We start from the raw sequence: 12,922 nt of genomic DNA, 5'->3' as shown, positions 1-12,922 counted from the left end.
AAAAAACAGAATGTTCTGATTGAAATTAATGAGTCAGAAAAAGGCTACATAAGAAAAGTGTATTTGAAATACATCAATGGTATTTTATTTGTGATACTATTCTTGATCATAGCTTTTACATATATCTTCTCAGTCTAAAAAAAGGGAGCCGCCTAATTTCAACAAAGGCGACTCCATTTAATTATCCCACTATTTGAGCAAAAATTCCCATTATTGATTTACCTATTACCAATAATGCTTCGGAAACTGTGACAACAGCACCTGTAATCCCTACAATTATTGTTCCAACAAAAGCTATGACGTCAGCAGCAAAGAAAACTAGCGCTAGTGCGGCGACTCCAACTACTCCCACTCCTATAATTTGAACCAATGTTGGTTCAAATTCTCCAGATTCAATATCTTCCATCAGTTTATTATAGGCTGGATCTGGAATGGGTGATCCGATTTTCTTGTAAAAATACGTAAAAGTCTGGTGTTCATCAACTTCGACAAAATAAAAGCGACAAAAATTGAAGAACAATAATTAAACTTTTAAATCACTAACTATATATTCACAACTAATTGTAGTTTTGTGTTAAAATAAATAGAGGTATTTCCCAATTTTTCAAACGATTAAATATATAGTACGGAAATCATCTAGTTAGAGGAAAGAGGGGAGTCTATGACTAACAGAAGTAATCTCGATCACTCAGAAGAAATTAATAGGCTTTTAGATACAGTAAAAGAAATGAACCCTGAAGCCTTAAAAGATGTACAAGAATTTTTAGAACAACTTACGCTGGGCGATCGATTGAGCCGCTATATTGATTTTGATGAGCTTCCTGCTGAAGATACTGACGAATTTACCTTCTTGAAATTAGTCGTCGATTCAAAGGGAATTATTATCAAAAAAAGATTGGGCACCGTTGGACTAACACATTACAAAGCCAAACTTTTTCTATCTAAGTATGGATTTCAATCCATGTATGGAGGAAGTGTATATATTTCACCCAAAAATGCTTTAGATGGAGTCTACATTTTTCAACAACAATATTCAAAAGCCGTAATTTCACACGAAACTGCTTTATATTTCCATGATTTAACAGATGTCATTCCTAAAACTACAATCATGAGTTTACCGAAGACCTACAACCTTAACCAATTATTTGTGTGGGATGGAGAAAGCCCTCATCTGACTGTATCAAAGGCACCAAGTACTTTTCATAACAAAGTTAGAGTAATCGTCCATTACTCAGGAAACGATTCGATTCATATAGCAAGAAATAATGAGATAAAGGCTTCTGAAATAGAAACTTTTGAGACTACTTTTGGAAATCAAGTAAGAGTTACCACTCCTGAACGAACAATCGCTGACATTCTAAAAACTTCTTCGTACACTGAAGCTGAGGTTATGTTTGATGCTGTAAAAAGATATATGAATAATCCCCAAAGTAAGGAACTTAGACTGCGCCGCATAGCTGATGAGCAAGGTGTAAAAAAAAGACTAGACGAATGTTTAACTCTTTTGAGATCTCGAGGTGAAATAAAATGAATTCGGATCGACTAAGAGACTTAATTAAAGCTAAAAAAGGTAGTATAGCCAGTGCAGAAGAATTACGGATTCGCTATGCTACTGAGCGCTTTTTGTTAAGAGTGCAAGCCAGTCCATACAAAGATAAATTGATTCTAAAAGGTGGATTCCTACTTGGAACAATTTATAAAATCGAAATAGAACGACCAAAGATTTGGATGCACTTGTAAAGGACATCGCTGCGGATAGAGAATCTGTAAAATCAATGTTGGAAGAAATAATAACTATAGATTTAAACGATGACGTTTCATTCGAACTTGGGAACTTTAGCGATTCACAACATGAAAGAAAGTATACTGGATTTCGAGCAAAGTTAACTATGCAGCACCTCAATAGTACAGCAAAAATCGCTTTTGATTTGGATTTAGGTGTAGGGGACGTTGTTACGCCGGAACCTAAAGTGCTTACCTTCAATTTGACCTTTAAAGAACAAAAAGGAGAGAATGAGCGAATCACTATATATTCTTATCCTATTGAAACTGTGTTAGCTGAGAAAGTCGAAACAATCTTTGCACTTGGGATTCAAAACACACGTATGAAAGATTTCTATGACATTCACTTACTTCTTAACGATCCCAACAAACCTTCATTAGAAAATCTGTATGAAGCGTTCAATAAAACATGGATTTTCCGACATGACCAAATTGAAGATGCAGATTTTGAGGATTGGCTATACTTGGTAAATGAACTTAAAGACAATCAGAATTTCAAAAAAGGCTTGTGGCAAAACTATATTACTAATAGAGAATATGCTCAATCACTTTCTTGGGGCGAAATAATAGATGAACTCATTGAGTATATAATTGCCTTACAAAAATATAGAAACGAAACAAAAGAATAATGCAAAGGTAACGTACCGTGGCTTAATTCGCACCAACAAATAAGTCTAAAATTCCACTGAACCAAAATTGTTTTATTTAAAATGAGGGAGGATTAGAATTAAAACCACGAAGCTTAATACGGTACTCGAAACTTTGGAATACATGGAGCAATTGGCTATCTAACACCACAACAGGCAGAAGATCTAGCTCGGCAGCACGCGCAATAACTACGCAAAATTTTTGAACGAATCTACGAGAATCTCTTTTCGTGGTTTCAGAGAAGGGTCAAACGGTTTTGGTTTGACGATTGTCTGAAATCATGAAACAACTCGAGAGTGGATTGGTTTCAAAAAAAACTCTCAATAAATGAGTCCACTTTATTGACACAGATCCAGGATATATATTATAGCTTTTCTTCTAGGAGATGGTCTTAGAACTCTCTTAGAAGAAAAAACAGTTGAAGATCAACTACTCTTTTGGGTAGTTGATCTTCTTCGGCATATCAGAGACATTCAGCTTTATTCCTACGAAAGTTGATTTACTTGTTAATCCATTCGAATATTTTGGATTTTAATAAGAAATTTCGGAATTCTCGGAATTGTTTAGAAATCATGTAGAGTCAAAAGTAGAGAGGAAGTGTTTGATAAGGAAGTAATCAGAAGAGAAAAATCAGTTGTTCTGATGGGGCAATCAGCAGTAACTTTTCTGAAAAGTAAGAGAGAGAACGAAAAAAGAATCCGTAATCTTTTAAAGCGCTATGAAGCTAACATCAAAAAAATTAGATAATGACGGTCTGATATGAAACTAGTTCAAGCCATTTTTATTTTGAAAATATGTTTCTATTTCTAATACAGTAAATCCCCTTAAGACAAAAATCATATCTAGAAACACCAAAGAGCTAACAGGAAGGCTTTTCTTTACTCTGAAAATATCCATGGAGAAGCCATGATCTCATAGTACATCAACCTACCAATACAACCATCTAAGAACGTCTCTTCAAAAATATTTCCTCCTACAGAAAAAAAGAAATACAGTGACAAAAAGCAAGAACCATCAACAAATCTGCAACATCCTCAAAAACGGCCTGAGCATATATGCACGGTGTTTCACCTGCTTCATACTATACTGTCTTTAATAAATAAGAACGTATAGAAACAATTCGGATTTATTTTAAGCGGTAAGAATAAATGATAAAGGGGGATTACGCATATGCTAGTGACAACGACAGAAACCATTCCAGGTCAAAACTATGAAATTATCGGTGAGGTGTTCGGACTAACAACACAATCCAAAAACGTGTTTAAAAATATTGGCGCAAGCCTGAAAAATGTCGTCGGTGGGGAGATTAAGGCCTATACGGAGATGCTGGAGGAAGCGCGGGAGTTTGCGATCAAACGACTCATAGAGAACGCGGAGCAATTAGGCGCGGATGCTATAGTAATGATGCGCTTTGACTCAGGTTCGATTGGGACAGATATGCAGACCGTCGCTGCTTACGGTACAGCAGTGAAGTATGTCTAAAGGGGGAGAAAAAAATGGAGACGATGGATAGTCAAAAAAGAGCAAATCTGGCGATTGGACTCACGATTCTTGTCGCACTTGTGTTTCTTTCACCAATAATCAAGCTGATCCAATCAGTTGGTTTTTTGTTTAATATGGTATTTGCGGGACTTATCGGCTTTGTCTTTTTCAAGGAACAGTTCCTGCAGCAGTTCAAGCATTTCAAATTCAAAGTCTTATTGTACGGCGTTCCGTTGACGATGGTGACTGGGATCGTATTTGGAATTATCTTTCATGCCATTGCAGGAAAACCAACCACGAACACGATAGATTCGACACTTTCTATGATGATGATCTTTACCCAAGTGCCATTCATGCTGATGGGAGAAGAACTACTTTCTACGAATTTGCTGATCGCGTTAGAAAACAAAGGACTGTCCTTTAAGGTCGCGTCTGTTATCGTGTCTATCCTGTTTGCTTTTTGGCATACTACGGCATATGGTTTCCATCCGCTTCAATTATTATTGACCTTGATGCCGATTCGCCTAGTTCTTAACTTCGTATGGAAGCGATCGAATTCTGTTTGGGTTTCTTGGATCTGCCACTATCTATTTGATCTATTGAGCATGATTCCTGTGGCCTTGAAATAGAAAAAAATTCTACAACTATTTAGAGCCCTATCATCCCAGCGATGATGGGGTATTTTGTTTGAAAAAAGACTACTCTCCACTGAATGAAGAGTAGTGTGAATGCTCGTTAATTATCCTTTCAAAAAGGTGTCATTTATTTTAGAAGCCTTTATTTAATGGCAAGGCTATTCTCTTTATGCTGTAGGACTTCACTAAGATACCTCTGTTGGAACACCCCGCGTTTCGTTGTCCACACCTGCAACAATGGCCGCTCTCGTAAAGTATTTAGAAATGGAGTATTCGGCAGAGACAGATAGTCCAATGGCACACCATCATATTTCAAGGTGAGGGTGTATTCTCTCCGCAAATACCCAAGAGTGTACAGCGCCTTTTCTGATTGTTCCAGAAAGCTGCGTCGCTGAATCGGCAGCTCCAACACCAGACCATTGGTTAATTCCGCAAAACAGACGCCCTGAACCGTCTGTACCTCATAGACAGCCAATGGATTCACCCACGTACCATTCTCCGGCTGCTCCAAAGGGCACAAGGCATAGTGCCAATTCACAAAAGGGGCTTTATAGGAAGAAAAGCCATCCATCAACGAAAAACACCGCCGCGTCATGGAATAATCAAATAAGCGATGAGTACGATAAAATTCACGAAGAGTCGTTAAGGGGTTACTCTCACAAAAAGAACGTTCCTCTTCACGAACGATCAGCGTCCCCAACTCACAAGGCGCGATCACTAACGCTGAGATCGCTTTCAAATCAAAACGATCAAAAGCAGGCGCATCCTCCATTACCTCCAACCAATCTTCAGACATCCGTTTGTTGTACAAAATTTTCCCAGTTAACGTTTCATTTGACATGTGCATCACTCCTCAATCTTTAATGTCTATAGTATAGCCGAAAATGAGGAATCAAATTTTTCAAATAAAATCAAAAAATAATGCAATGAAAGGGGCTTTGTTGTATATAATTAAACGAATTAATTTAAAAGAATAGAATAATAGCGTTTTATTTATGAAATAAAACATTAATAAATGTGGGGAAGTCATTTATAATGGTGTTATTGTTTGGGTAGGATGTAGTGATAAAAAAATACATCTTGTCTGATGGGAGAGAGCAGAAGGTGAAAAAAACACACAAAAAATCCCCAAAGAAATAGACTTCTTTGGTGGTTGAAATAGTTCTGTGAAAAAAATAAAAAACAAGCGAAAATCGCAAAAATATTAATATTCAGTTTTCCTGTTTTAATTAAAAATAAGAAATCTGACAAATAACCAGAAAAAAACATCATAGATTTGCGTGTCACTAACTTTACATTACAAATTATAAAATAATATAAAGGAGAATGCAATAATAATTTAAAAGTTATTGTTTGAATTTAACTTTTTGGATTAGTAAAAGGTGAAAATCTCCAAGAAAGTTTAATGAAAAGTAACAATTTCAGTGACCGTCAAAAAAGCTCGTCAAATCTAAGAGAAAGAGTGGTTATTTTATGAACAACCAAACAATAAAAGGAGACAACATCTACTATCGAAAAGACGGACGTTGGGAAGGTCGCTATGCGATCGGTAGAAAGAGCAATGGTCGGCTAAAATACGGCTATGTCTACGGGAAATCTTACCAAACAGTCAAAGAAAAACTGTTCCCCTTAAAAAAACAAGCGGAACGTATGATGGAGTTATATGGAAAAAGTTTGATGACTTACAACGAATGGATTATTCAATGGAAAAAAGACGTTCAACGATTAATTAAAGCCTCAACGTTTTCAAATTATAGCTACAAATTGTCACGGTATCTTCTTCCTTATTTGGGAGACATTCCTTTATATCAATTGACAACAAAAAAAATTCAAGAAACAGTTGATCAGTTTGCGGAAAATAAGTTATCACCAACTAGTATTCAGATCATTATTTGTTTATTGAAAAAGACGCTAAATGACGCACGAAAACAAGGGCTGTTGTACATAAACCCTTGTGATTCTGTGCACCTGCCAAAAAGAAGAGTTCAAAAAGTGCGTGCGTTAACTCGTGAACAACAGAGGAATTTAATGGAAGCCGTTGAAAGGTGTAACGATGACAAAGCACAAGCAGCAACCTTAGCACTGAACACAGGGATGCGGATTGGCGAGGTGGCGGCGTTGAGATGGGAGAACGTTGATTTCGTTAGAGGGATTCTCACGGTGAATCAAACCTGTACTCGTATTCAAACGAGCAAAGAAAAGAAGACAAAAGTAAGCTATGATTCCGTGAAGAGTGCAGCGTCACATCGAATTATTCCGATGAATCAAAAAGTTCAGGAACTACTAAAGAGACTAGAAAAAAAGAAAACCTGCGAGTTTGTCTTTTCTATAGGAAGAAAAGGTTGCGAGCCACGACTATTGACGCATTATTTCCATCAAGTTCGGAAGCGAGCCAAACTGGAGAACATTCATTTCCATCAACTCCGTCATACCTTTGCGACTCGTTGTTTAGAAGCCAATGTTGGAATTGCCTCAGTGAGTGCGTTGCTTGGTCACTCTTCCACGAAAATGACGTTAGATGTGTATTCGGATTCCATGATGGAGGAACGGGTCACAGCTGTCTACGCCATTGAGGCACTTGCTGGTTAGAAATTATTAAATATCAAATAAAGTTTAATGAAAATAAGTTAATTTTCTTTTTCGGGAAAGCACTTTTTTTGTCCATCCCAAGTAAGCGTTACCATGAATTGAGGAACAAAAGAGGGCACATTTATTCTAAAAACAGCTTAATTATTAAGAAAATATTAAGATTAATAAGTCGTAAATTTCCACTTTTGTTATTTAATTAAGTTTTGCATTCACCGCAAAGCCGTCAAATGTCGCCGTCATCTCACGATCCACTTGAAAATAAGCTCCTAAATAAAAACCCCTTATTTTTAATTAAAACAGGAAAGCCTCTGACTGTTAGAAAATCACACACATGGACTAAGTTTACCATTTCTCTTAGTAGAAAGTTCAGTTATTTGGTATCAATGGCTCCTTGCTGTTTGGTATATAAATCTCAAAAAATAAAAAAGAGGGAGAGAAAAGAAATGAAGAAAAAATTATTAGCTGGCATGTTAGCCAGCGCGACCGTTTTAGGCATGTTTGTGGCAGGAGGAACGGCATTAGCCGCATCAGTAGACAGTAAAGATTCTGAAGTAGGGATTGGTTTTACTAATCATGGCCCCGGTGTCAATCCTGGACCATTGCAAATTAAATGGGCGCCAATCAAGTTGGATTTTGGTACGACGAACAGTACGGCAGGAACGACCTTCAATGAACAATCAGGATTGAAAAAATATGTGGTTGTTGATGATACACGTGGCGGCGGTACAGATAAATGGGAATTAAGTGTGGGATTAAGTAACTTGATGAGTGGTGCAACGCAATTAACCGGCGCACAATTAAAATTTGATTCTGTTAAACAAGGGTACCAAGGAACAGATGCTCCTGAAGCAGCTGGTTCAATTGTTGCACCAACAGGTTCTGCAGCTGTTACAGCAGCTAACTTCACATTAGCACAAGGTGCTACAGCGGTAAAAGTTATGGAAGATGGTACCGGTGGAGTTGGTACACATCAAGGGTTCTCAGCGTTAGAAATGGCTAATATTCAATTAGATGTTCCTGCAAATGCCGCAGAAGCAGGTAAACAATATGCAGGTAAATTAACTTGGTCATTGGACGACACAATCTAATAGAAAGACAAAGAGGGGTAGGAGGAGTCTCCTCTCCCTTTTTTATTGGAGGAGGATGTCATGACGAAGCGCTTGAAGATCATCAAAGGTAGCTTGCTTCTGCTGATTATTGGGAGTCTCTTATTCCCAATACTTGGTCATGCAGAAAAAAAACAACAAGATCCAGCGGGATTTACAGTAGAAAGTATTATCCCTGAAAATCAGGTAGATAAGACCAAGACCTATTATTATTTATCTGTAGAGCCGGCACAGAAACAAACAATTCAAGTAAAGGTAAAAAGTACAAAGAAAGAACCAGTGACAATCAGTGTGGCAGTTCATGATGCGGTCAGCAGTTCCGTTGGTGCGATTGATTATGCGAATCCAAAGCCAAAACTGGATAAAAGCTTACAGAATCCAATTACTAGTTTGGTGAAAGTCAAAGACAATGTCAAAGAAGTCACGGTCAAGAACTTTGAAGAAAAAATTGTTGAGTATGAAATTACGCCGCCTAAAGAGAACTTTTCTGGTGTAAAGCTAGGTTCTTTGCGGTTTGTACGCAAAGGGGAAGAATCCGAGAAAAACAAAAGCGGATTGACTCCAGAATATGCGCGTGTGATTGCCTTGATGTTAACTGAAGATGAAGAGCAATTCAACCATGGTTCGGAGTTGCATTTGAAAAAAGTGGGCTTGGATTTATCCAATGGGCGAAAGGTAATTGCTGCGAAAATTCAAAATGATCAACCAAAGGTTTTGCAAGAAATGACTATCAACGGGCAGATCACACGAAAAGGGGAATCCGAAGTTCTGGCAAAACATCAAATGGAAAATTTCTCGGTGGCACCAAATTCGAATTTTAACTTTGAACTGCCTTTAGGTTTGGAACGTTTTGAAGCAGGAACCTATGTATTTACTGGGGAAGCCAAGGGAGATGGCCGGACATGGAAGTGGGAAGAAACTTTCAAAGTCGGAAAAGAGCGAGCAGATCAGATCAATGAAGAGACCGTCTTTAAGTTAGTCGTTCCACAATGGGTTCCTTGGACAGCAGGGATTCTGTTGCTTAGTCTAATTGGCTTGGCCGTCTATTTGAAGCGTCGGCAACAAACTTGGCATGAAAGGAAGTGAGGAGTGTGAAGCATAAAAAGGGGTTCTTTTTGTTGGTGATAGTTAGTTTATTCTTGCCGATATCTGCTTATGCGTCAGAAAATCAAACAGGAGATATTGGGATTGGCTTTGCGGGAAATCAACCAGCGCCAAAGGAAGTACCGTTTCTACCAGAAGAAAATGTTTTGCCTTTGACTTCTGGCTATAAGTCTTATCCTACTCGATATGGCACTTTGCCAAAAACAGGGATGATTCACACGAATTGGGCAAATCGGCTAGGTGTTCTGTGTTTAGCGGTTTGTTTCTGGCTGTTTCTATTCTTCCGAATCAAGGATGATGAGGATTCGAAGGAAGGAGGAAACAGAAATGAAACGAACTAAGAAACAGGTTTTGAACCTAATTACTGTGGGTTATCTGTTGCTCAATACTATGGTGATGAGTGGAGCAGTCTTTGCGGATACAGTGCCAAGTGAAGAGGTAAAAACAACCACAACAACCGAGAACTCACCGACGAAAGAGAGCGACTCTCCAAGCCTGCCATCGATTCCTGATCCAGCGCCTACTTCTAGTGAAGTTGAGCCAAAAGAAGAGAAAGCTCTTTCCTTTGAGGATCGGCAATTGTTGGATGAAGCAACAAACGATTCTGCGATACCAGCTATCGTGTTTCAAGAAAAGCAGTTGGAAAATGGCTTAACGATTCAAGGAGATGTCTCTGCTGGAACAGAATCAAAAGAAGAGAACCAAAGCCAAACAATCTTATCGGCATTGATTCTTCAACGTCGAGCAGAAGATGGCAGTTGGGAAGAGGTTCATCGTTTTCCCATTGATGACAATGGAATAAATGTCACCGAATCAGCATTTCCTTTTGCTTATTCAGAAGGAGTAGAAAAAACAGGCGAAGCAAGTTTTCGATTAGCTGCGGAGTATACGATTAAGTATGCAACGAATGATGAGCAGAACCAAAAAGCGTCATTAGAGATCGGTACAGTCACCAAAGTAGAAAAAGAAGAGTCTCAACAATCTGAGGAAAAAATTTCTACGGAACAAGAAAGTACAGAGGTTGTTCCAGAAGAGACCACGGAATCAACTAAAGAAGTTATTGATTCCACCGAAGACCGTACCGTCGAGAGCAGTGGACCAGAAGGAGAATCTACACAAGAAGAACCGATCATGATTGATCCAGCGGTACATACAACTAGTCCAAACACCTTAGGAAACAATAGTCAAATTCCTAAGATGCAAGAGATGTATCGTGAGGCCTTTCAACGAGGGTTGGGGATTATGCCGTTATCGGGCCAAGACTTATCAATTGCAACTCCCGCAACTTCTGAACAATATAACTATAGTACCAATGTATCGAAGGCTGTTGTTGATGATCCATCTCTTGTTAGTGCAAGGTATACCAGTAAAACAAAAGTGACTATGTATGTAAAGTTAGGGTGGAATTACTACTCTTTTACGGCAGCAAATTCTAGTATTACTGATCAGGAGATGCAGAATGGGGTAAATAGCAGACCATATTCGTATTACATTCAATTTTCAAATACTAGATGGAGCTCTAATCAAATTTATGGAGATTTGACTAAAGGTAAGCTAAATCAGACTGGTACAGCAGAGCATGGGTACTTAAATAGTCTGACGAATAATCGTCGAATAATAAAAAAAATTGACGTCAGTACCGCTAAAACTACTGTTTGGTCTTATAATAGCACAGTTGTAGAAATAACTGGAGTCCCTGTTGGTGCACACCTTATTTGTGATCATCAAATTGACAATGGGGAACACGCATCGTCTTACATTCATTATGATTTTGTGGAATCTAATGCAAAAGAACTAACATATATTTCTACTCCTACATTTACGGCATCGGATGGAATTGTTAATGCTGTTGTAATGAGCAAAGGTACCTACACAGGAGACACCTCCTTCAATTTTAGGAGTACAGGAGGAAAGCTTCAACTTTTTGGAACTTCATCTTGGGGAGATCATATAAGCGATGTAGGCTTCTCTGGTGGTGAGTATGTTACAAGAACTGTCAGTGGTTTGACCGCTGGAAATGAGTATTATGGGAAAATGTTATTGCCTGATTGGTTGGATGTTTGGCGGGAATCCGGACAGAGAACGTTTTATACACCCAATAGTGTAAAATCCTCTATTTTGAAATCTCGAAATGTTCCTACTACCAGTAATGATGCCTCAGCAACGTTAACAGGGGAGTATGTAGTTGGTACTAGAGCAGCCCATCCATCTTCTGTAGAGGTACAAATACTTAAAAATTATAGTTGGGAAACAGTTCCGTCTACAAGCAGCTTTGATACTTCGACAAGAACAGTAACGCATACAATCTCTGGTTTGGCTCCAAGTACACAATATTTTACTCGTTATAGAGTTAAAAATGCTAGTAATGCGTGGTCTCCATGGGCTGTTTCATCAGGATTTACGACTCGGGGATTAGCTTTAAGTGTTTCCACACCAACGTTTGATCAAGTAAATGCAACAACGAATCAAATCACTATGAATACCGGCTCATATACCGGACATGTTTCGATTGATGCGTCAAATTCTAATACAGGCCAGATTAAAATATCTAATGATAATGGAACACTTTGGACACTAGTTACTAGTAATTTGCAACATGATCAAATACTTAATGGGGAGTATAAGGGGGAAACACTTAGTGGTCTAACAGCAGGGACTGCCTATCAAGCGAAGGTAGGACTTAAAAACGATCTTGGTACGTATGTAGATTCTTTAAACGCTGGGCTATTTTATACAAAAAACACAGTGAACCAACCAATTGTAGATTCTTTACCAACACCAGCAGGGAAATACAATGCCTATGCAAATATCTCAGGTATTTATGGCATTGGACCAACAGGTACATCGCCAGCACATCCGGATAAAGTTCAAGTTAGGATCAGTCGGGATGATGCTACGTGGCAAGAAATTGATGGTAGTACAACGCCGCAGCTGGACAGTCAATCAATTGATACATCAAGTACGAAGGGCATTTTTGCTATCAGTAAGCTAAAGGCAGATACCGACTATTATGTACAGTATCGAGTAGAAAACAAGGGCGGTTGGTCTGCATGGTCAGCTTCTGAATCATTCAAAACGCCACTAGGACCTGCGAGCATGGAACTCATTGATGCGCCTAAATTTGATTTTGGTATGTTGAAGAATGAACCTTTCCAGCAGACAGCAACCCTAGATGCGGCTAGTCAAAAGAATCATGTAGAAGTAGATAATACGATTACCACAAAAGGCTGGAAATTAACAGCGAAACTGGATCAATTAAAACGCAGTGACAATCCAAGTGTTCTCTTACCTTGGGCTACTTTATCCATGGACATCAATTTGCAAAACTCCATCGATGATGGTGTGACTTGGTCAAATTATACGACGGGTGTTACCGGATCACCAGGAACAGTAAACATAAATTCTGGTGCGCCAGCGATTGATTTATGGAGCATTGCAAATCCGAATGATGCACAAGGTCTGTTCAGAACAGAAATAGACTGGAGCAGTGTGACGCTTGATGTACCAGCGAACCAAACTGGAATGTATGCTGGAAACTTGGTTTGGAGTCTAGACGACACACCTTAGGAGGGAATA

12 protein-coding genes are annotated in these 12,922 nt (G+C 38.6%); 10 read left to right on the top strand and 2 right to left on the bottom strand.

Annotated features, from left to right (window positions below; genetic code table 11):
* Window positions 1-181 precede the first annotated feature (181 nt).
* Complete coding sequence (locus tag IGI50_RS20355) at window positions 182-520, bottom strand: hypothetical protein (RefSeq protein WP_028020614.1); 339 nt, start codon at window positions 518-520, stop codon at window positions 182-184.
* Between the two features lie 141 nt (window positions 521-661).
* Between IGI50_RS20355 and IGI50_RS20350 the strand changes: the two genes are divergently transcribed.
* The 5 genes from IGI50_RS20350 to IGI50_RS20330 all read left to right on the top strand — a co-directional run bounded on the left by IGI50_RS20350 (window position 662) and on the right by IGI50_RS20330 (window position 4,541).
* Window positions 662-1,531 carry a type IV toxin-antitoxin system AbiEi family antitoxin domain-containing protein gene (locus IGI50_RS20350; protein ID WP_438778335.1) on the top strand — a complete coding sequence of 290 codons (870 nt, stop codon included), beginning with the start codon at window positions 662-664 and terminating at the stop codon, window positions 1,529-1,531.
* Window positions 1,528-1,740 (top strand): hypothetical protein, encoded by a 213-nt coding sequence (locus IGI50_RS20345; RefSeq protein ID WP_218257386.1) that lies wholly within the window; start codon window positions 1,528-1,530, stop codon window positions 1,738-1,740. Before IGI50_RS20350 ends, IGI50_RS20345 begins: the two co-directional genes overlap by 4 nt.
* A complete protein-coding gene (locus IGI50_RS20340) occupies window positions 1,725-2,411 on the top strand; it encodes a nucleotidyl transferase AbiEii/AbiGii toxin family protein (RefSeq protein ID WP_438778334.1) in 687 nt (228 codons plus the stop codon). The genes IGI50_RS20345 and IGI50_RS20340 overlap by 16 nt, the downstream gene beginning before the upstream one ends.
* A gap of 1,189 nt (window positions 2,412-3,600) precedes the next feature.
* The gene (locus tag IGI50_RS20335) at window positions 3,601-3,912 is read left to right on the top strand and encodes a heavy metal-binding domain-containing protein (RefSeq protein ID WP_438778333.1); all 312 of its coding nucleotides are present in this window, start codon (window positions 3,601-3,603) and stop codon (window positions 3,910-3,912) included.
* Window positions 3,913-3,926: 14 nt separating this feature from the next.
* Window positions 3,927-4,541, top strand: coding sequence for a CPBP family intramembrane glutamic endopeptidase (locus IGI50_RS20330; protein ID WP_438778332.1), 615 nt, complete (start codon window positions 3,927-3,929; stop codon window positions 4,539-4,541).
* Window positions 4,542-4,689: 148 nt separating this feature from the next.
* On the opposite strand, the gene IGI50_RS20325 is transcribed toward IGI50_RS20330, so the two are convergent.
* Window positions 4,690-5,388 carry a hypothetical protein gene (locus IGI50_RS20325; protein WP_438778331.1) on the bottom strand — a complete coding sequence of 233 codons (699 nt, stop codon included), beginning with the start codon at window positions 5,386-5,388 and terminating at the stop codon, window positions 4,690-4,692.
* Between the two features lie 632 nt (window positions 5,389-6,020).
* On the opposite strand from IGI50_RS20325, the gene IGI50_RS20320 reads away from it, so the two are divergent.
* From IGI50_RS20320 to IGI50_RS20300, 5 genes are all read left to right on the top strand, one after another.
* Window positions 6,021-7,136 carry a tyrosine-type recombinase/integrase gene (locus IGI50_RS20320; RefSeq protein WP_438778330.1) on the top strand — a complete coding sequence of 372 codons (1,116 nt, stop codon included), beginning with the start codon at window positions 6,021-6,023 and terminating at the stop codon, window positions 7,134-7,136.
* A 443-nt stretch (window positions 7,137-7,579) separates the two neighbouring features.
* Window positions 7,580-8,224, top strand: coding sequence for a WxL domain-containing protein (locus IGI50_RS20315; RefSeq protein ID WP_438778329.1), 645 nt, complete (start codon window positions 7,580-7,582; stop codon window positions 8,222-8,224).
* Window positions 8,225-8,284: 60 nt separating this feature from the next.
* A complete protein-coding gene (locus IGI50_RS20310) occupies window positions 8,285-9,328 on the top strand; it encodes a DUF916 and DUF3324 domain-containing protein (protein ID WP_438778328.1) in 1,044 nt (347 codons plus the stop codon).
* Window positions 9,329-9,333: 5 nt separating this feature from the next.
* The gene (locus tag IGI50_RS20305) at window positions 9,334-9,687 is read left to right on the top strand and encodes an LPXTG cell wall anchor domain-containing protein (RefSeq protein ID WP_438778327.1); all 354 of its coding nucleotides are present in this window, start codon (window positions 9,334-9,336) and stop codon (window positions 9,685-9,687) included.
* Window positions 9,674-12,913 carry a hypothetical protein gene (locus IGI50_RS20300; protein ID WP_438778326.1) on the top strand — a complete coding sequence of 1,080 codons (3,240 nt, stop codon included), beginning with the start codon at window positions 9,674-9,676 and terminating at the stop codon, window positions 12,911-12,913. The genes IGI50_RS20305 and IGI50_RS20300 overlap by 14 nt, the downstream gene beginning before the upstream one ends.
* The last annotated feature ends 9 nt before the right edge of the window (window positions 12,914-12,922 follow it).

The organism is Enterococcus sp. DIV0170, assembly GCF_051710765.1.
Classification (GTDB): domain Bacteria; phylum Bacillota; class Bacilli; order Lactobacillales; family Enterococcaceae; genus Enterococcus_A; species Enterococcus_A raffinosus.
The sequence above is the reverse complement of the archived record's forward strand: the minus strand, read 5'-3'. Positions and strand labels throughout refer to the sequence as shown.